This is a genomic window from Enterococcus hailinensis (genome assembly GCF_045862035.1).
Lineage (GTDB): Bacteria > Bacillota > Bacilli > Lactobacillales > Enterococcaceae > Enterococcus_A > Enterococcus_A hailinensis.
Genome location: NZ_BAAFRV010000012.1, coordinates 44750 through 65801 on the forward strand (window position 1 = coordinate 44750; position 21052 = coordinate 65801).

The 21052-nt window shown below is 38.8% G+C and carries 18 protein-coding genes; 16 read left to right on the plus strand and 2 right to left on the minus strand.

Annotation, left to right across the window (positions count from 1 at the left end; all coding sequences use genetic code 11):
• The first annotated feature begins 81 nt into the window (after window positions 1-81).
• The 3 genes from ACKTSC_RS09550 to ACKTSC_RS09560 all read left to right on the plus strand — a co-directional run bounded on the left by ACKTSC_RS09550 (window position 82) and on the right by ACKTSC_RS09560 (window position 5742).
• Window positions 82-3600, plus strand: coding sequence for a hypothetical protein (locus ACKTSC_RS09550; RefSeq protein WP_407857451.1), 3519 nt, complete (start codon window positions 82-84; stop codon window positions 3598-3600).
• Window positions 3601-3686: 86 nt separating this feature from the next.
• Window positions 3687-4154 carry a MarR family transcriptional regulator gene (locus tag ACKTSC_RS09555; RefSeq protein ID WP_407857452.1) on the plus strand — a complete coding sequence of 156 codons (468 nt, stop codon included), beginning with the start codon at window positions 3687-3689 and terminating at the stop codon, window positions 4152-4154.
• 181 nt (window positions 4155-4335) lie between these two features.
• Window positions 4336-5742: an MDR family MFS transporter gene (locus tag ACKTSC_RS09560; RefSeq protein WP_407857453.1), complete on the plus strand. Its 1407-nt coding sequence runs from the start codon at window positions 4336-4338 to the stop codon at window positions 5740-5742.
• A gap of 19 nt (window positions 5743-5761) precedes the next feature.
• On the opposite strand, the gene ACKTSC_RS09565 is transcribed toward ACKTSC_RS09560, so the two are convergent.
• Window positions 5762-7042 carry a replication-associated recombination protein A gene (locus tag ACKTSC_RS09565; RefSeq protein WP_407856015.1) on the minus strand — a complete coding sequence of 427 codons (1281 nt, stop codon included), beginning with the start codon at window positions 7040-7042 and terminating at the stop codon, window positions 5762-5764.
• A gap of 181 nt (window positions 7043-7223) precedes the next feature.
• On the opposite strand from ACKTSC_RS09565, the gene ACKTSC_RS09570 reads away from it, so the two are divergent.
• The 12 genes from ACKTSC_RS09570 (at window position 7224) to ACKTSC_RS09625 (ending at window position 19203) form a co-directional block, all read left to right on the plus strand.
• On the plus strand, window positions 7224-7850 hold the full coding sequence (locus ACKTSC_RS09570) for a DNA-3-methyladenine glycosylase (RefSeq protein WP_332580679.1): 627 nt from the start codon (window positions 7224-7226) through the stop codon (window positions 7848-7850).
• 2 nt (window positions 7851-7852) lie between these two features.
• A complete protein-coding gene (locus ACKTSC_RS09575) occupies window positions 7853-8329 on the plus strand; it encodes a DUF3013 family protein (RefSeq protein WP_407856013.1) in 477 nt (158 codons plus the stop codon).
• A 64-nt stretch (window positions 8330-8393) separates the two neighbouring features.
• Window positions 8394-9341 carry a 50S ribosomal protein L11 methyltransferase gene (prmA, locus tag ACKTSC_RS09580; RefSeq protein ID WP_332580677.1) on the plus strand — a complete coding sequence of 316 codons (948 nt, stop codon included), beginning with the start codon at window positions 8394-8396 and terminating at the stop codon, window positions 9339-9341.
• Window position 9342: 1 nt separating this feature from the next.
• Entirely contained in the window at window positions 9343-10086 is a 744-nt protein-coding gene (locus ACKTSC_RS09585) for a 16S rRNA (uracil(1498)-N(3))-methyltransferase (RefSeq protein ID WP_407857454.1), read from the plus strand.
• A 74-nt stretch (window positions 10087-10160) separates the two neighbouring features.
• A complete protein-coding gene (locus tag ACKTSC_RS09590) occupies window positions 10161-12371 on the plus strand; it encodes a RelA/SpoT family protein (RefSeq protein WP_407857455.1) in 2211 nt (736 codons plus the stop codon).
• Window positions 12372-12398: 27 nt separating this feature from the next.
• Window positions 12399-12845: a D-aminoacyl-tRNA deacylase gene (dtd, locus tag ACKTSC_RS09595; protein ID WP_407857456.1), complete on the plus strand. Its 447-nt coding sequence runs from the start codon at window positions 12399-12401 to the stop codon at window positions 12843-12845.
• A gap of 144 nt (window positions 12846-12989) precedes the next feature.
• The gene (gene fumC, locus ACKTSC_RS09600; protein WP_407857457.1) at window positions 12990-14357 is read left to right on the plus strand and encodes a class II fumarate hydratase; all 1368 of its coding nucleotides are present in this window, start codon (window positions 12990-12992) and stop codon (window positions 14355-14357) included.
• Between the two features lies 1 nt (window position 14358).
• Window positions 14359-15528: an NAD(P)-dependent malic enzyme gene (locus tag ACKTSC_RS09605; protein ID WP_407857458.1), complete on the plus strand. Its 1170-nt coding sequence runs from the start codon at window positions 14359-14361 to the stop codon at window positions 15526-15528.
• Window positions 15529-15637: 109 nt separating this feature from the next.
• The gene (locus ACKTSC_RS09610) at window positions 15638-16063 is read left to right on the plus strand and encodes a hypothetical protein (protein ID WP_407857459.1); all 426 of its coding nucleotides are present in this window, start codon (window positions 15638-15640) and stop codon (window positions 16061-16063) included.
• A gap of 192 nt (window positions 16064-16255) precedes the next feature.
• A complete protein-coding gene (metG, locus tag ACKTSC_RS09615) occupies window positions 16256-18265 on the plus strand; it encodes a methionine--tRNA ligase (protein WP_407857460.1) in 2010 nt (669 codons plus the stop codon).
• Between the two features lie 75 nt (window positions 18266-18340).
• Window positions 18341-18646, plus strand: coding sequence for a hypothetical protein (locus ACKTSC_RS09620; protein WP_407856008.1), 306 nt, complete (start codon window positions 18341-18343; stop codon window positions 18644-18646).
• 365 nt (window positions 18647-19011) lie between these two features.
• A complete protein-coding gene (locus ACKTSC_RS09625) occupies window positions 19012-19203 on the plus strand; it encodes a hypothetical protein (RefSeq protein ID WP_332581156.1) in 192 nt (63 codons plus the stop codon).
• Between the two features lie 39 nt (window positions 19204-19242).
• Here the strand turns inward: ACKTSC_RS09625 and ACKTSC_RS09630 are convergent, their stop codons facing one another.
• On the minus strand, window positions 19243-19755 hold the full coding sequence (locus ACKTSC_RS09630) for a type 1 glutamine amidotransferase domain-containing protein (RefSeq protein ID WP_407857461.1): 513 nt from the start codon (window positions 19753-19755) through the stop codon (window positions 19243-19245).
• A 447-nt stretch (window positions 19756-20202) separates the two neighbouring features.
• On the opposite strand from ACKTSC_RS09630, the gene licT reads away from it, so the two are divergent.
• A complete protein-coding gene (gene licT, locus ACKTSC_RS09635; RefSeq protein ID WP_332581158.1) occupies window positions 20203-21045 on the plus strand; it encodes a BglG family transcription antiterminator LicT in 843 nt (280 codons plus the stop codon).
• Window positions 21046-21052: the final 7 nt, after the last annotated feature.

Here is a 21052-nt window from a genome sequence, read left to right on the forward strand (position 1 = left end):
AAGTGGCTTATTACAATAAATTGTATGAACCAAAAACGTTCTCGTCTTCTATACGTACATTGTATAAAAAAGGAGGGCAATATGTCAAAAAAAATTGTTTATCTTTTGCCAATTATATATATCTTATTATTTTTAGCTGTTCCACAAGAAGCTCAGTCTCAGTCATTAGAACTGATACCAGCTGTAAAACAAGAAGCGTTATATCCAGTAACTGTCGATGGATTCAAGCGATTATTATTAGACATAGATGAATTAGGAGCGGCCGAGGAATATGAAATCTTGTTAGATGGTGAATTAGATCTAAGCCAGACTTTTGTTGGAAGAGATATTGTTGCAAAAGTTCCTTCGCTTGATACGGTAACATTTATGAGCATTGAAAGTCAGTTGAATTTTAAAGGAAAAACAAAAGATGCCTTTCTCAAATTGCCCACTCAAAGTTTTATGGGTCAAACGGCCAGCTTTAGTAATTTGACACTACAGGCGGATGAGTTATATGGAAATGGTCACCGTTTATTGTTTGAAAATATTCACCATGTAGGAAAAACGTTCCTATATGGTGGAGGTAGCCGAAATTTAATTGGCGATCCTAAGCTTTTGTTTGATCAAGTTACTGGTGGTAATTGGGAAATTTATGGTGGAAATGAGAAAGGAATAGTAACTGGAAATATTCAAATAAACATACTAAATATGACAGGGACGATTGATCGTTTATGTGGCGGTTCTGTTAATGGAAAAATCGAAGGGAATATCACGACCGAAATAGATTCTATGGCAGGATTTTTAATTGATTATTATGGCGGCGGATTAGGGACAGAAGCCGACCCAGTGACTGTAAATGGTGAGATCAAAAATAAGATTGCTTCTACTAATCCAAATTTTATTTTGGGTAATTTTATTGGCGGTGTCGCAGTCGGAACAACTGGGAAAATAAATACCCAGATTGAAGGTAAAGGAAGTTTTTCAACCAACGGATGTTTGGTAGGCGGTTCTCAAATCGGTGACATCAATGGCGGGATTATTACTTCAATCGATTCTCGAGCCTTTCAGCAAGGGGAACGCAGCTATGTTGGCGGCAACCAAAAACGGGGAGCAATTTATGGTTCGATCACAAATAAAATCTATGCCGGTAGCGCTGATGCAGGGTCATTTAAACGAATCGACGGTGCCGGTAGTCTAGAAATCCCAAAAGTCAGTTTGACTAATTCAGAAAGTTTACTTCCAAACGTAGATTTGAGCGACCCGCAAAAGCGTACATCAGAAGAGCTTGCTTATGATCAATTAACTCCAGGTGCACGTTTGTCTTTAGCTAAAAGCAAAACAAATTTTTTAGTTGTAGGGGATGTGACGACACAAATATTAGGCGGATGTGTCAGCGATGGTTTAGGAATGGATCATATACTCACTGGCGCCGGTGCTAGCGGTGTAGTCAAAGGAAATGTTTACTTGAGTTTAGGTGAGGCGAGTTTGGCTTACAGTAAAAGTTGGGCTTTACGAATGGAACAATTAGGCAAAGATCCGAATCGATTAACATCAGAAAATTTTTTAGGCGGCCTTTACGGCTTCAGTGTAGCAGCTGGCGGTGGAAGTACTCAACAAACGTTAGAAACGAGTTTATATATTCAAGGGAATACTACATTAGACATTCATGAAGCATTAGTTAATTATGCCTATGGTGGTAGTTTCAGCGGAATTGTCGAAGGTGATTGTCAGGTGATTTCTAGAGGCGGACAATCAAAAAATATTTTTGGCGCTGGAGGCGGTTGTTACCGAATTTATGGAAATAGTTTGTTCGAGATGATCGATGGAAAAATCGAGAGCATTGGTGCTGCCGGCAGTGAGAAAGATCGTCGAATGATCGGTAATGCGGAGGCAAAAATATCGGGTGGAGAATTTTTAGGAACTATAGTAGGAACCTATGGAGTGGCATCCAACCATCTAATTGATGGAGATGTCAAAACACATATCAGCGGCGGTCGTTTTGTTGATAACAATAATCCAGTAAAGGTCATCGGCAGTGTTGCTAAAGAAGGGATGATCAGTGGTGACATCGAGCTGCAAGTAACGGGTGAAGTGGAATTGCCGGATGATAGTCAAATTATTGCTGGACGCCCTAAAGAAGCCAATACTAAAAATTATCTCGGAAGTTCAGATAAACAGATCTTTTTTACCATGAAGACGGATCAGCAATTTTCAGGCATTGAAATTATTGGAGATGGGTCAGACAATATTAAAACGATATATAGCCCGAAGATTGAATTAACTATTGATGCACCAAAAAGTGAGTTCGCTTTGATTCAAGGAATGATAAAAAATAGTTTTGCTGGAGAATTAGCTCGTGAGGTAGCGATTGATATTCAAGCAGCTAAAAGCATTAATCGATTGATTGGATCCGATTCGACTAGTTTTACGAATGACTTGGTTGCAAATAGTAAAAATAATGTCATGCTAAATATTGGAGCAGCTGAAATAAATGAACTAATGAATTTTACACATTTGACTATATCTGGCCAGCTGACTGCTCAGAAGATTTTAAATGGCAGTAACGCTACAGCGGATAATTTTGCTCAAAATTATTATCAGTTTGGTGAGATAAAATTAATTGGAAAAGCCATTTTAAAGGTAGCTCAATTAAAAACGGGTTCTTTGAAAGCAGCAACAGGTTCAGAGTTGCATTCACCTGCTGGAGCAGAAAATATTTATTTAGACCATTTGCTAACAGAGTCACAGTTAACTTGGCGGATGTTGACATCAAGTGGACAACAAACGATTACCGGTAATTATTTTGGGATACAATCAGGATTTGCTGTTATGACTTTTATAAACCAGGATCAAGCATTATCACCAGCCAACTTTATTGGATTTGATGAGTATGGGTATTCCTACACCGGTGATAAAAATGGAAACATCGGTTGTGCTATCGCAGCAACGATTCTTGATTATCACGTAATCAGTCCCTATGGAGAAATTAACTACCGGCCAATACCTTCAGAGAATGAATCTTTACCAATGGAAGTATGGGGGAATGGAACAAATAAATCAGGAAAAGTGGTGGTTCCATTGAATAGCCCAGCCCCCTTGGAAATCACTTTTATGGAGTCTGATTTATTCGAATTTATGCAGGCGGAAGTAAAAATAAGCAAAGGAGAAGAAAAACATCTCACTGAAATCACTTGGCAGCCAGAAAGAGGCTATTCTCATCGATTAAACGCGATGTTTCAACCAACGATTGAAACGTTGAAATTAGTATCTGTTCCCTCAATGATTGATTTTGGGACACATTCTGTTGGACGAACAACAATTTTTTATCCGCAAGTATTTGGGGAATTACAGATCAAAGATACAAGGAGCGGAAAAGAAAATTGGCAGCTGACAGTGCAGGCTAAATCAGATACTTACGGTGAATTATTTTTCAATAATCAAGGCCGAGCGTATTCAATTGAAGAAGCATATCTATTAGCAGAAAATCAGGGTTCCTTCACAACTGATTTTAGTGACTGGGATACAGAGCAAGGACTTTTTCTATTACTTGATAAAGAACGGCAAAAAATAGGAAGTCATCCGATCACCTTTCATTGGGTGTTAACGACGAAAGTTGAATAGCTTTGTTGAAAAAGAAACAAAAATATCCTAGAATGATGGAGCACGTATTAGCGCAAGTAGTCTATGTGAATAGATAGGAGAAAAAGATGAGTAAAAGAGAAGAAGTCTTAGATGGCTACAGTGCTGTATTCAATAAGCTTGCTTGGCTCAATAAAGTAAAAATGGAACAAGCTTTGTCTGGTTATACAGCCTCTGAAGTACACTGTATTGAATTTATTGGGAAAAACGAAGATCCTAACGTAACAAAAATGGCGGAATCTCTTTATATGACTCGTGGTGCAATCAGTAAGTTAACAAAAAAAATGCTGAAGAAACAGTATATCGAAAGTTATCGCAAAGCAGAAAATAAAAAAGAAATTTATTTTAGCTTAGCTGAAGAAGGCAAACAGGTTTTTGAGCTTCATGAAAAATTGCATGAAGAATTTACAGAACGCGATAAAGAAGTCTTTGATCCAATTACAGATGAACAATATGAAGGTTTTTTTAAATTCCTCCAACGTTACGATCAGCATCTGGATCGAGAAATTAAAGAACAAGGGATTAAAATCAACTAGGAAGTAGTCGAAGGACTGCTTCTTTTTTATTTTTATATTTTTGTTGACAAAGAAACAAAAAAGCCATATAGTTTCCTGGGAAACAAAAAACATTTAGCTGCAGCAAATGATTTCACGTTAGTCTTGATCAAAAAGGCGAAAAATAATAATCAATTCTCTTAAAAAATGAAAGGAGTTTATTATGACTCAATCAAATAAATTACCAAAAGAAGTACTTTCAGCCGCTTGGGCAATTGCTTTAGGAGCGATTGCGCCGATGCTGGATTCTACGATGGTCAATATCGCTATCGATCAATTGACCAAAACATTTCAAACCGATCTAGCTATGATCCAATGGGCGATCACGGGTTATGTATTGGCGATGGCCATGGCAGTGCCGATCGCTGGCTGGTTAATGAATCATTTCAATGGAAAGAAAATTTTTATTGGAGCAGTTATCTTATTCGGGATCACTTCGATCCTTGCTGGAATTAGTTGGAACGTCACTAGTTTTATTGTCTTTCGATTATTACAAGGTTTCAGCGCAGGGATTATTACACCACTAATGTCTACGCTGCTAGTTAAAACTGCAGGACCAGAAAATGTAGGTCGGGTAATGGCGATCGTTAGTACGCCGATGATCTTTGGACCAATCTTAGGGCCTGTGCTAGGAGGATTCATTGTCCAAGCTGCTTCATGGCGCTGGATTTTCTTTATCAATGTTTTCATTATATTGATTGCTGCACCATTAATGGCAAAGACTTTGCCGAAGTTTGATCCCTTTAATCGCAAGAGTAAACTAGACATTTTTGGCATTGCTGATTTGTCGATCATGAGTGCCGCACTGATTTATGGTATTTCAAAAGCTGCAGATCACGCAACATTCAAAAATAGTGAATCATTGCTATGGACAGGTATTGGGATTATTTGCTTAGTTGTCTATATCTTTTATGATCGATTCAAAAGGCATGCGACTGTGTTACCATTAACCATCTTTTCACATCGGAGTTTCAAAGCCTCTAGTATCGGATTATTTTTTGCCAATATCGCAATTATGGGTCCAATGTTGATCTTGCCGCTCTTTTTCCAAAATTTCCGTCACTTTTCAGCGATGGAAGCAGCAATCGCAATGATTCCTCAAGGAGTCGGCATGTTGATCACTCGTCCATTGATTGGCAAAATGATTGATAAACTAGGTGCGAAATACGTTGTCATTGTCAGCTTGATCATTTCTTTAATTGGTACGATTCCACTAGTATTCGTTACCAATACTACAAGTATGGTTTGGATCGCATTGATTTTATTTATTCGGGGTACTAGTTTCGGTGGGATCAATCTTCCATTAACTAGTGATGCGTATACTGGTTTGGAAGATGAAGAATTGCCGGATGCTGGAGTCGGAATCAATATCATTGAAAATCTTGGCTCAAGTTTTGGTTCAGCGATGATCGCAACTGTGGTAGCAACAGTACTGCAAGGAGCTCAGCCAACTATTACTCATCAATTAGCTGCGTATCATGCAGGCTTTCTTGTATCTGTCATCGTCTTGGCTTTGATCTTCATTCCAAGTCTGTTCTTAACGAATAAAACAAAAAGCACAGGCCGTTAATCGGCTTGTGCTTTTTGTTTTATCTTTTTTTCTTTTTCCATTCCAAAATTCGCTGATATTGTTGTCCCAGCGCTTGCTCGTATTTTCCAGTCGCTTTTGGTTCATAATAATGAGCATGTTTAATTTTATCGGGCAAGTATTGCTGGTCGACCCAAGCATTGTCAAAATTATGCGGGTATTGATACCCAACACCACGATTTAATTTTTCAGCGCCTTTGTAATGGCTGTCGCGTAAATGGTCAGGAACTTCCCCGGCATTCCCCATGCGGATATCTGCAATCGCGGCATCCAAAGCAGCGTATGCAGAATTAGATTTCGGTGAAAGACAAAGGTCGACCACCGCATCCGCTAAAGGAATCCTTGCTTCAGGAAAACCTAATTTTTCAGCTGCTTGGACGGCTTGAACTGTTCTAGCCGCTGCCGCTGGATTTGCCAGTCCAATATCTTCATAGCCGATCACCATCAATCGACGACAGATAATTGGTAAATCTCCGGCTTCAACTAAACGGCCTAAATAATGCAAGGCAGCATTGACATCACTTCCCCGAATGGATTTTTGGAAAGCAGAAATCACATCATAATGGGCGTCACCATCTTTGTCGTGGGTCAAAGCTTTACGTTGGACACATTCTTCAATAATGGAAAGGGTCAAATGGATCTGACCAGAATCATTTTTCGGTGTTGATTTAGTGGCTAGTTCTAATCCGTTCAGGGCACTTCGAAGATCTCCATTGGTCGCCCGCGCAAGATGTTTTAACGCTTCTTCATCTAGTTCTACCGGGTATTCGCCAAGCCCGCGTTCAGGATCGTTCAAAGCCGCTTGGACAGCGGTGATTATATCGTCTTCATCAAGTGGCTTGACTTCAAAAATTTGTGTCCGACTACGGATCGCAGGATTGATTGTAATATAAGGATTTTCAGTAGTTGCACCAATCATGATGATTCTTCCGCTCTCTAGATGCGGCAAAAGAAAATCTTGTTTGGTTTTATCTAAACGATGGACTTCATCTAATAATAAAATGACAGTCCCGCTCATTTTTGCTTCTTCCGCTACGATCTGCAAATCTTTTTTTGTATCGGTTGCTGCATTCAACATGCGAAAAGCATAATTCGTCGAACCAGCGATGGCACTAGCGATACTCGTTTTTCCAGTACCAGGTGGTCCATATAAAATCATTGATGAAAGCATACGAGCATCGACCATTCGGCGGATGATTTTTCCTTTTCCGACTAACTGCTGTTGACCGACTACTTCGTCTAGATTACGCGGACGCATACGGTAAGCTAAAGGTTGTTGCATCATAGACCTCCTTGATTTAGTAGCTATAGATGACAAGTTACTGCTATGTATAAATTATGAAGCGATAAATCAGCAAATAGATTGTTCTAATTATATCATTTTTCTCTTATGTTTGTTGGGTTTTGATTGCTGGACGTAGCGTGGGACTGGATTATTGTGTATCATGGAGAAGGTGAATAAAATGGAAGAAGTTATCGAGTATTTTAATCATGAAACAACTGAAAATATTGCTAAATATTTGTTAGGAATGTATATCGAACATGAGACTCCAACTGGAAAATTAGGGGGATACATCGTGGATTGTGAAGCCTATCTAGGTCCTGATGATGAAGCGGCGCACAGTTATGGGATGCGTGATACACCCAGGGTTCGAGCGATGTATGAACAACCGGGAACGATTTATTTGTATACGATGCACACACATTTGATTTTGAATATGATCACACAACCTGTTGGAATCCCACAAGGAGTGATGATCCGAGGCTTTGAACCGGTAGAAGGTTTAGAGCAAATGATTGTGAATCGTCATGGAAGATTGGGAGCTGAACTTTCAAATGGTCCTGGAAAATTGGTGGAAGCACTAGGAATCGAACCTGAATTATATGGCAGCTCTATTTTTTCTAGTTCTTTACATTTGGTTCCCGAGAAACGTCGGTTACCTAAAGTGATCGATGCACTTCCGCGAATTGGTATTCCCAATAAAGGTATCTGGACTGAACGTCCTTTACGTTTTGTCGTTCGTGGGAATCCGTACATAACGAAACAAAGAAAAAGTTTAATTGATAAAGAAAATGGTTGGAGGAAATAAAGATGGCAAAAGAAACGATGATTACTTATTTAGATAGTTATTTGAACAAAAAAATTCCAGATTACGAATTGGCATTAGATTGGGATGTTCGCAATCGTAGTTTTGAGATCGCTTTTCGGATTTATGGTGAAAACAAAGCACAGATCGCGATCGATGACGTTGACGGAATCGCATCAGAAGAAGAAATCATTGAATTTGAAGATGCGATTTTGTTGGTGGATCCTGCTAAATCTAAATACGATACCGAGGATTTTTTAGCGGTCATTCCCTATGAAGGCAAAAAGGGTATGAAAAAAAATGAGCTGACTGCTGTCGTCGATTATTTAAGAGATGTGATCGAAGAAGGACAAAGTGATTTACTAGACTTCTTGGCAGATGACAGTGAAGATGCAGTCTTTGAGATGCTTTGGGACGATACGATCTTCAAAGCATTGATCAAACCAAGTGATAGTAGTTATCTACCTTATCCAAGCTATTAACAGACAGCGATCAACTGAAAATTAATAAGCTGAAATTATTTTAAGAAGAGCAAGGAGAACCTTTATGAAATGGAATGAAGTAAAAGTTACTACTGAAAGTGAAGCAGTCGAAGCTGTTTCGAATATTTTGATGGAAGCTGGAGCATCGGGTGTAGCGATTGAAGATGCCCTGGATTTTGAAAATTATCAAGAAGATCAATTCGGTGAATTGTTAGATAAAGAAACGATTTCTAGCATTAAAGAGGGTGCAATCGTAGCAGCTTACTTTCCAGAAACGATTTTCTTACCCGAAATCTTACCCTTTATCAAAGATCGAATCGCACTGCTGCCAGAATTTGGCTTGAACATCGGTAAAAATATCGTTGAAGTCAGTGAAGTAGAAGAAAGCGACTGGGCGACGGCTTGGAAGAAATATTACCATCCCGTTCGAGTAACACGTTATTTAACCATCGTTCCTAGCTGGGAAAAATATGAAGCTCAGCATGTAGATGAAAAAATTATTACTTTAGATCCAGGAATGGCTTTCGGAACCGGAACACATCCTACGACAAACTTAACCTTACAAGCATTGGAAACAGTCTTACGCGGTGGTGAAACAGTTTTAGATGTCGGTACTGGTTCAGGCGTGTTAAGTATTGCCAGCTCACTTTATGGAGCCAAAGAAATCTATGCTTATGACTTAGATGAAGTCGCTGTCCGTTCAGCCCAAGAGAATGTAGACTTGAATGATAATACTGAAAATATCCATGTATCTGCAAATAACTTATTAGTTGGTATCGAACAAGAAGCCGATGTGATCGTTGCTAATATTCTAGCGGATATCATAGTATTGATGGTGGAAGATGCATGGCGTTTATTGAAACAAGATGGAACATTGATCGTTTCAGGAATTATTGAAGATAAAAAAGAAATGGTCTTAGAAAAAATGACTGCCCAAGGTTTTGAAGTAGATCGGATTTTCCAACAAAAAGATTGGTTTGCGATTATTTTGAAGAAACCTGAGGAAAATTAAGATGCAACGCTATTTTATCGATCAACCCTATCAATCAGCTGTCAAAATCAGCGGAGAGCCGCATCATCATATGTCTAGAGTCATGCGGATGACTGTAGGAAATCAAGTATTCCTTGTTTTCAATAATCAAGTAACAGTCAAAGCAGAAATTACTGAAATCGATAGCGATCACGTACTTTTAGCCGAAATAGAAAAAGAAGCGTTGGAACGTGAATTGCCGATTACAATTACAATCGCTAGCGGTTTTCCTAAAGGTGAAAAACTCGAACTGATCGTTCAAAAAGGAACTGAACTTGGAGCTTCAGCGTTTATCGCCTTTCAAGGTGAGACGTCAGTTGCTAAATGGGATGCTAAAAAGCAGCAGAAAAAGCAGCAGCGATTAAATAAAATTGCGCAAGAAGCTGCGGAACAATCCCATCGTCAAGCCTTGCCGATGGTGCAATTTGCTTCAGAAAAAGAATTGATTGCTTCATTTAACGAATACGATGCGGTTTTGATCGCGTATGAAGAATCAGCTAAACAAGGGGAACAAGCGCAACTTGTCCAAACGTTCCAATCTCTGACTGCGGGTCAAAAATTATTGGTCGTTTTCGGTCCAGAGGGCGGTTTGACACCAAAAGAGATCGAAGCATTCCAATCAGCAGGCGCAAAACTTTGCGGATTAGGTCCACGGATTTTGCGAACTGAGACAGCACCATTTTATCTTTTAAGTGCGGCCAGTTTCTATTACGAATTGGAACGCTGATTTGATTGAAAAAGCTTACGAGAGTTTGTATAATAAGAACCATCATTTTCAGAAAATAAAAGGAGGAACGTCACATGGCAAAAGAAGTTGAATTAACTGGTCCTGACGTCATTAGGATGGTTAGTACATACATGGGAAAAGAGCACGTGGCGTTTGTACAAAAAGCCTACGATTTTGCTTATGAAGCCCACAAGCCGCAAGTACGAAAATCAGGCGAACCGTATATTATCCATCCGATTCAAGTAGCGGGAATCTTAGCAGATCTACATATGGATCCGCATACTGTAGCTACAGGTTTTTTACATGATGTAGTTGAAGATACGCCCGTAACATTAGAGGGTTTAAAAACAGAATTTGGAGCGGACGTGGCTTCTTTAGTTGATGGCGTGACCAAATTAGGGAAGATCAAATATAAATCTCACGAAGAACAACTTGCTGAAAATCACCGTAAGATGTTGTTAGCGATGGCGCAAGATCTACGAGTGATCATGGTCAAATTAGCGGACCGTCTGCACAACATGCGGACCTTGAAATATTTACGCGATGATAAGCAGCGCCGGATCGCTCGAGAAACGTTAGAGATCTATGCACCTTTAGCGGATCGTTTAGGGATGAGCCGGATCAAGTGGGAACTAGAAGATACGGCATTACGTTATTTAAATCCGAAACAATATTATCGGATCGTCCACTTGATGCGCAGCAAGCGGGATGAACGTGAAGGGTTTGTTGAGAAATCAGTCAATGAGATCAAAGAAGCGACCCAAGAATTAGGGATTGAAGCAGATATTTACGGACGACCAAAACATATTTATTCGATTTATCGTAAAATGCGTGATCAAAAGAAACAGTTTGATGAAATTTATGATCTATTAGCGATTCGTGTCATCGTAGATTCAATCAAAGATTGCTATGCAGTATTAGGGGCGATCCATACAAAATGGAAACCGATGCCTGGACGCTTCAAAGACTACATCGCGATGCCTAAAACCAACATGTATCAATCGTTGCATACAACGATCATTGGACCTAGCGGCAATCCGATCGAAGTCCAAATTCGGACCCATGAAATGCATCAAATCGCTGAGTTCGGGGTTGCAGCACATTGGGCGTATAAAGAAGGTAAAACCGAAAAACAAGAAACCAATCAAGATAATCGTCAATTGGATTGGTTCCGTGAAATCATCGAATTACAAGATGAAAGTTACGATGCTTCTGAATTTATGGAAAGTGTCAAAGGCGATATCTTTAGTGACAAAGTGTATGTCTTTACTCCAAAAGGTGATGTGACTGAATTGCCTAAAGGTTCTGGTCCCTTAGATTTTGCTTATAGTATCCATACTGATATCGGAAACAAAACGACCGGTGCCAAAGTCAATGGCAAGATGGTCCAATTGGATTATAAATTAAAAAATGGCGATATCATTGAAATTATGACTTCTGCTAATTCTTTTGGTCCAAGTCGTGACTGGCTGAATTTAGTCAAAACAAGTAAAGCTAAAAATAAAATCAAACGTTTCTTCAAAACACAAGATCGTGATGAAAATGTCACTAAGGGCCATGATGCAGTCGTGAAATGTTTGAACGATCTTGGTTTTGTACCAAAAGAATTTTTGACGAAAGACAAATTAGCTGAAGTATTGGATAAAATGAATTTCCATAGCGAAGAGGATTTGTACGCGTCTATTGGTTTTGGTGAATTAAGTGCTTTGACCTTTACTAACCGTTTAACCGAAAAAGAACGTCGGGAACAATTGAAACAAAAACAACAGGATGCAGTTGATGAGATGATCAATACGCCAAAAGAACCTGAAAAAATCAAGGTTCGGCATGAAGGCGGTATTGTCATTCAAGGAATCGATAATTTATTGATTCGGATCAGCCATTGCTGCAACCCAGTTCCTGGCGATGATATTGTCGGATATATTACAAAAGGCCGAGGTATCTCGATCCATCGAGCTGATTGTCCAAACATCGCAAAACAAGATGAAGAAGTTCAGCAACGTTTGATTGATGTTGAATGGGAAGATACTTCTAATTCAATTCAAGAGTACGATGCCGATTTAGAAATTTATGGCTTTAATCGTAATGGTTTATTAAATGATGTTTTGAATGTCGTGAGCGGTATGACGAAAAAATTGGTCAGCGTAGAAGCTAAACCAACCAAGGATCGCTTAGCAGTCATCAATCTGACCTTGAAAATCCAAAACTTGAATCATTTGTATTCGATTGTTGATAAAATCAAAACTATTCCTGATATTTACAGCGTCAAGCGAACGAAAGGATAGTTTACGAAATAAACGCAGGAGGTACGTATGCGAGCAGTTGTGCAACGAGTAAGTCAAGCCAGTGTGACGATTGAGGATCAAATCATTGGTGAAATCGATTGTGGCTTTATGATTCTTTTAGGGATTCACGAAGAGGATACCCAAGAAGATGCGGATTATTTGATTCGTAAGATCCCATTATTACGAGTGTTCGAAGATGAAGCAGGAAAAATGAATCAATCTGTGCAAGATATCAACGGCAGTATATTGAGTGTTTCTCAATTCACATTATATGCGGATACGAGAAAGGGTAATCGCCCAAGTTTCATTAAAGCGGCGCGGCCGGAGACGGCGATTCCTTTGTATGAATATTTCAATACTGGATTACGTCAAGCTGGATTGACGGTCGAGACTGGAAAATTCGGTGGCGATATGGATGTGGCGCTAGTCAATGATGGCCCAGTTACGATTATTTTTGATACCCGAGATAAATAGCAAAAAGGACAAGAGCTTAAATCCTCTTGTCCTTTTTTGTACTGATAAATCAATTAAAACGGACATTCAGCAATAATAAACTATCATTTTTAAGATAAATAAGCGATAATTAAGTTAAATGACAAAAAATAAAGGAGATGCTAGATGGAAACACGAACGGAACGAGATTCAATGGGGGAGATTGAAGTCCCTAAAGATGCTTTATGGGGAGCTCAAACGGAACGCAGTCGCCAAAATTTTAAAATCAGCAGTGAAAAAATGCCGCAAGAACTTTTACAAGCGCTTGTTATTGTAAAAAAAATGGCTGCGATCGCAAATCGGCAGACTGGGAAATTAAGTCAACCAAAAGCGGAAGCCATCCAAAAGGCAGTGGACCAATTATTGGTACAAGAGCAGTGGGAGGCTTTTCCATTAGTTGTGTGGCAAACGGGTAGCGGCACTCAGACGAATATGAATGCCAATGAAGTAATTGCTTTGCTTGCCAGTCATGAAAATCTAGCGATCCATCCAAATGATGACGTCAATATGTCTCAAAGTTCCAACGATGTTTTCCCGACAGCCTTGCACATTGCCGGAACATTAAAAATAGAAAGTGAATTACTACCTGCGATTCATGAAATGATTGCTACCTTGGAAGTATTAGAGGGTCAAAATGAACAAGTTATCAAGATTGGGCGCACGCACCTCCAAGATGCGACGCCGATAACGTTTGCCCAAGAAATCAGCGGATGGCGCTCAGCTTTGGAGCATAATGAGACGATGCTGATCCATAGTTTGGCAGAGCTTCGTCAATTAGCGATTGGCGGTACAGCGGTAGGAACAGGGTTGAATGCATCCACGGCGTATGAAGAAGCTTTTATCGACGCATTAAAAAAAGAAACGGGGATTCATTTCATCAGTGAACCGAATAAATTCCATGCATTGGCTAATCGCGATGCAGTCGTTTTTGTCAGCGGAGCCTTAAAAGCGTTAGCCGCAAATTGTCTAAAAATGGCTAATGATATTCGTTGGCTAGCGAGCGGCCCTCGCAGTGGATTGGGGGAGATCACTTTACCAGCGAATGAACCGGGGAGCTCAATCATGCCAGGAAAAATCAATCCGACTCAATGTGAAGCGTTAGCGATGGTAGCGGTCCAAGTCATGGGAAATGATACAGCAATCGGTGTCGCAGCCTCGCAAGGGAATTTTGAATTGAATGTTTACTTACCCTTGCTTGCTTTTGATTTACTGCAAAGTATTCGATTATTGACGGATGCCATCCTTTCGTTTAATCAAAATTGTTTGAAGGGCTTAGTGGTCAATACAGAACGGATGAATCAGTTAGTAGAGCAATCCTTGATGTTAGTGACAGCTTTAAACCCTCATATCGGCTATGATAAAGGAGCACAAATCGCTAAAAAAGCTTTTGAAGACGGCACGACATTGAAAACGGCGGCCTTAGCTTTAGGATATGTAACCGAAGCAGAATATGATCAATGGGTTCAACCGGAAAAAATGATTGGAGAGAAATAAGATGACGATTTACGAAGACGCGTTACAGGCGCATGAAAAATGGCGAGGCAAAATTGAAGTGACTAGTAAAATACGAGTGAAGACTAAAGACGATCTCTCTCTAGCATATACTCCTGGAGTGGCTGAACCTTGTCGAAAGATCGCTGATGATCCGAAGATGGCTTATGATTATACTTGGAAAGGAAATAGTGTAGCAGTAGTAACTGATGGGACGGCGGTTCTTGGCCTTGGTGATATTGGCCCTGCAGCTGCTTTGCCAGTAATGGAAGGCAAAGCATTATTGTTTAAAGAATTTGCTGATATTGATGCCGTCCCGATTTGTTTAGACACTAAAGACTCGCAAGAAATCATTCAGATCGTGAAAGCTATCGCGCCGACATTTGGTGGAATAAATTTGGAAGATATCAGTGCACCTCGTTGCGTTGAGATCGAACGAGCTTTGATCGAAGCATTAGATATTCCTGTCTTTCACGATGATCAACATGGTACGGCAATCGTCGTTACGGCAGCATTGATCAATGCTTTGAAATTAGTAAAAAAAGAACCACAAAATTTGAAAGTAGTGATTTCTGGAACCGGCGCGGCAGGGAGTGCAATTATCCAAATGCTAGTTAAACTGGGCGTGAAAGAAATTTTTGCTTTTAATAAAGAGGGAGCTTTACATCAGCAAATGAGCAAGCCAACATTTGTTGAAAAAGAAATTCTAGCCTTGATTTCTCCGCAAAATTTTTCTGGAGCGATGGAAGAAGCCTTCGTTGGTGCCGATGTATTTATCGGTGTTTCTGCTCCTAAGATCGTTACGAAAAAAATGATTGCTTCAATGAACAATGGAAATATCGTTTTTCCGATGGCCAATCCAGAACCGGAAATTTCTTATGATGAGGCAATTGCTGCTGGAGCAGATATCGTTGGGACGGGCCGTTCGGATTTCCCCAATCAAATCAATAATGTTTTAGCTTTTCCAGGTCTTTTCAGGGGAGCATTTGCTGCCGAAGCTAAAAAAATAACTTCTAGTATGAAACTAGCTTGTGCCCATGCGATAGCAGATACGATCCCTTACAGTGAATTGAATTCAGATTATGTTATTCCGTCAGCATTTGATGAGAATGTAGTCGAACAAATTACCATGAAGGTTGCTGAAGCGGCACGAAAAGATGGTGTGACCAGGTAGTTCAATCAAACCAAAGCGAATCGGCAGAGAGTTATTTTAGTTTTGACTAAATTTTTTAATCAGCAAATGCTGAAATAAGGGTAATCGAGTTAAAGTGAGGAATTTTTAAGTGAGAGCAAAACAAAAAATTATCCGTAGGCTTTGTACAATTTTACTGATCTTGTTAGGTTTCTTGATGTTGTACATCGGGTATGACAATTGGAAAACAGAAAAAGAGTTTGCAAGCAGTGCAAAAGGTTCTTCGATCGGTATTGTACATTTTGATAAGAATGGTGTCCAAACAGTTCGTTTTCCAGAAAATAGTTATGGTGTCGCCTTGGATGATCCTAAGTTGAAAGAGGGACAAAAAATTAAAATCTATTATCAAAAGAGTCGAACATATCGTATTTCAAGAACGACTAAAAATTATCATGCATCAAAAGATATTTATGGCCCGATTGTCTATGCTATCTTTTTATTTATATTTGTAGCTTTCAACCAACTATTATTACCTACAGTACTCAAGCATTATTTAAAAAAAGGTACGGTTAGTTAAAGAATAGTGTGTTCAGCGCTTAGCAAAAAAGAAAAATTTATCCAATGAGAAGTGGAACAAGTCGAGTTTGGCTTGTTTTTTCTTATAGCTGAAAAAAATGAAAAGTGGGGATTGTTCCGGACCAATTTAACCGAAAACCTCGATAATTTTGTGGTATACTACGAGAGAATCTATTTTTAAAGGAGGAGCCTCATGGCAGAGAAGGAAACATTTTATATTACAACACCGATCTATTATCCAAGCGGAAAATTACATATCGGTAATTCTTATACAACGATTGCCTGTGATGCGATTGCTCGTTATAAACGTTTAATGGGTTTTGATGTGTTTTATTTGACTGGGGTCGATGAACACGGACAAAAAATTGAAAAAAAAGCCGATGAACTAGGTGTAGAACCACAAGAATACGTGGACAAAATGGCTACTGATATTAAGAAATTATGGAAGACTTTAGATATCAGCTATGACAAATTTATCCGTACGACGGATGATTATCATCAAGCGGCCGTCAAAAAAATCTTTGATCAATTATTGGAACAAGGGGATATCTATCTTGGTGAATACGAAGGTTGGTATTCTGTTTCTGATGAAGAATATTTTACAGAAACACAGTTGGCAGAAGTCTATCATGACGAAGAAGGCAACGTGATCGGCGGGAAAGCGCCAAGTGGTCATGAGGTCGAATTAGTGCGTGAAGAATCTTACTTCTTCCGGATGAGCAAATATGCCGATCGTTTATTGGCTTATTACGAAGAACATCCTGAATTTATTCAACCTGAATCACGTAAAAATGAAATGATCAACAACTTTATCAAACCAGGTTTAGAAGATTTAGCAGTATCGCGTACAACATTCAAATGGGGTATCCCAGTCAACGCGAATCCTGAACATGTCGTGTATGTATGGATCGATGCATTATCAAACTATATCACGGCATTAGGCTATGGTTCTGATGATGATAGCTTGTTCCAAAAATATTGGCCAGCAGATGTTCATATGGTAGGAAAAGAAATCGTTCGTTTCCACACGATTTATTGGCCGATCATGTTGATGGCATTAGAATTACCATTACCTAAAAAGATCTATGGTCATGGCTGGTTGATGATGAAAGACGGCAAAATGTCTAAATCTAAGGGCAATGTCGTTTATCCTGAAATGCTAGTCGAACGTTATGGTCTAGATGCTTTACGTTATTATTTATTGCGTGCAGTGCCTTTTGGTTCAGATGGCGTCTTCACACCAGAAGATTTTGTTTCACGTGTAAATTATGATTTAGCTAATGACTTAGGAAACTTATTGAACCGGACAGTTGCGATGATCAATAAATATTGTGATGGCATCGTACCGGAATACAAATCATTAGTAACAGACTTTGATAGTGAATTATCGACTACTGCAGCCAATGTAGTCAGCCGTTACCGCGAATCAATGGATAAAATGGAATTCAACAATGCATTAGCTGAAATCTGGACATTGATTTCACGTGCGAATAAATACATCGATGAAACAGAACCTTGGGTCTTAGCAAAAGATGAAGACCGTAAAGCGGAGTTAGACAGTGTGATGGTTCATTTAGCAGAAAGCTTACGTATCGTAGCGATTCTTTTACAACCAATCATGACTCAAACACCAAAACGTATTTTCGAACAATTGGGCTTGAACCCCGATATGATGGATCTTGCAACGATCCATTTTGGCGAGTTCCCAGCCAATACTAAAGTAACACCTAAAGGCACACCGATTTTCCCACGTTTAGATATGGAAGAAGAAGTAGCCTATATCCAAGGTAAAATGACTGAAGGATCGCAACCAACAGAGGAAAAAATCAAATGGGATCCAGAGGAAACTGAATTGGCTTCAGTCAAAGAGAAACAAATCAAATTTGAAGTCTTTGATAAAGTCGAATTAAAAGTAGCAGAAGTCATGGAATGCAAACCTGTCAAAGGGGCAGATAAATTATTGCAATTCCGCTTAGACGCAGGGGATGACCAAGACCGTCAGATCCTTTCAGGAATTGCTCAATTTTATCCAGACCCTGAAAGCCTAATTGGCAAAAAATTAGTGATCGTTGCTAACTTGAAGCCACGTAAAATACGTGGAGAAATCAGCCAAGGAATGATCCTTTCAGCTGAAGCACCAGATGGTACATTAAAAGTAGTAGAAGCACCAAAAGACATGCCGAATGGTGCAATCGTCGGTTAAAGCAAAAAACTCTCGAATTTTTTCGAGAGTTTTTTCTTACAATAAAAAATTGAATGAGATAGGAGGAAATAATAAATGCCTTTGATTGCGCTTTTAATTGATCTATTAGCTTTCGGCAGTTACGTTTTTCAATTACATAATGGTCATTCTGTGATTTATTTGTTAGGGTTGATCATTCAAATCATTATAACAGTTTTATTGTTGATAATTTTAGTAGGATATCATGGGAAAAAGTATTCTCGCTTTAAACCGGAAGGGTATTCGTATCTATCAATCCGTTATGCGATTATCGTCTTCTCGCTTATTTTAAATGCTATCATGGTATTTTTCTACGTGTTGAACTATTTAGGTATCAATGATGTCGTTTTTGCAAATTTTTAATGGTTAAGATAGTATTATCTTTTGCTCGTTTGTCACGTTTTTTAGGCGAACTGTGTTATGATTTACTTAATACGAAAGATATTTTTATGCGACACTTTAACTCATTTTGATGAAATTTAATCAAACTGGCGTAACTATAGGGTTACAAGGATGTATTAGAAGGATTTGGGAATACATCGTTTAAACGAGAAATAGTTAATTTTTAGTAATAGTCAACACCCTCAACTTTAAAATAACAAATATTGATTAGTTAGATAGCCCGCTCAAATTTTGAGCGGGCTATCGTTCATTTTAGGGGAAATAACTAAAAAAGTGTTTTCATCGTTAGGAGCTCGAGTTAAGATAAGAATAAAGGGGTTATTCAGATGATCATCGGAGTGATTTTTTTCTTATTAGGTGTTTGGCAATTATGGATCACCAAACGAACGTTTATAAATTTGAAAGCTGGCGGAAATCGAGAAACGTCGCCTTTTATTATGATCAGTTTAGGCAGCAGTCTAGTCATGGGAATCTTGTTTTTAGGAATCGCGGGTTATTGTTTCATTCAAATGGGTTAAAAAAGCCCCGATCGCTGTGCGATCGGGGCTTTTTTTGATTTAAGCATGTAGTATTTCAATGATTTTTTTATTGAAATCAGGAATATCGTCAGGCGTACGGCTGGTAACTAGCTTGTTATCAACAACAACTGCTTCGTCTTTCACAATGGCGCCAGCGTAGTCAATGTCAGGGCGTACGGTAGTATACGCAGTCATCGTCCGACCTTTGGTTAATCCAGTTTGAATAAATAACTGAGGACCGTGGCAAATGGCAAACAATGGTTGATCTTTATCGAGGAAATAAGTAACAAAGGCTACAAAGCGTGGATCGCTGCGCAATTGATCAGGAGAAAATCCTCCAGGGATCAATAAGGCATCGAAATCTTCTGGTTTAACATCATCAATGCTTTTGTCGCTTTTGAATTTCGTTCCTTCTTTACCAGTGATTTCTTGATCAGCTTCGAAGCTAATGATCGTCACTTCGTTGCCATCTTTTTCTAAAGCTTCTTTGGGAGAGGATAGTTCAACATCTTCCACTAAGTCAGTAACAAGTGCTGCAATTTTTTTGGTCATTGAGTATACTTCCTTTCCTATCTAATAGTTTTATCTTAAAGGATTCTACTTAATAATTCAAATAATCTGTTTTTATTGAATAATTTTTCTTGTTTTATGATCTATTTTTTAAGAAACAACGACTTTTAGTTTCAGTTAAGGTTTGCAGGTTATAGTCTATTTACCCACAAATAATCTTTTTCATTTGCTAGCCACCCCTAATTGGCTAGTAATTTTTTAAAAAGCTATTGATAGCGCTTTCTTTGTTTGCTAAGATAATTTTGAAGTTAGATAGGCCAATTGACGGATAGTGATTGTTTAATTACAAGCTAAACCTGATGAGGTGTACGAGAGTTATTTGTCGTACCTTCATGAGGTTTTTTTGTCGCCTAAGATACGGAGGTGAGCAGTGGAACTAATTGATAGCAACTAAAAAATTCTAAATATCAAAGGATGGGGGAGTGTTAGATGCAGATTCAAAAGGTTTTGAACAACAATGTAGTGGTAGCTACTGATCAAAATGATAACGAAATTGTTGTGATGGGCCGAGGATTAGCTTTTCAAAAGAAAGTTGGTGATCAGATAGCAACGGATTCGATCGATAAAACCTATCGGCTAGCCAACAGTGATTTAGCGCATAAGTTTCAAGAATTATTAGCAGATGTACCAATAAAATATGTTGAAGTTGCCAATGACATCATCGATGAAGCCAAAGTTACGTTAAAAAATCCTTTGAATGATTCACTCTACATCTCAATCACTGATCATCTTTATGGCGCGATTCAACGAGTGAGCGAAGGGGTTCGAGTTCGAAATTTACTGCTTTGGGATGTTAAACGCTTCTTCTCAGATGAATTTTCGGTCGGGATAGCTGCGATAAAAAAAATCCAAGCAGAATTCGATGTGGATTTGGGCGAAGACGAAGCAGGAAATATCGCTTTGCACCTCGTCAATGCTCAAACAGAAAATGGAAATGACAATGTTGTTGTGATGACTGAAATGATGCAGGAAATTATTCAAATCACCAGCTATTATTTTAAAGTCCAATTAGATGAAGAGTCTGTGTATTTCTATCGTTTTACAACTCATTTACGTTTCTTTGCTTCACGCATCATGAATCAACGCCAAGTAACGGATGAAACCGATGATGAACTATTAATGATCATTCGAAAAAAATATCAGAATGCTTATCAATGTGTCGAAAAAATTGCTGATTTTATCGCACAGTCATACCATTATGAAATGTCGAATGACGAGAAATTATATTTAACGATCCATATTGCACGATTGGTCCAAAAAGTAAATCAATAATAAGAAA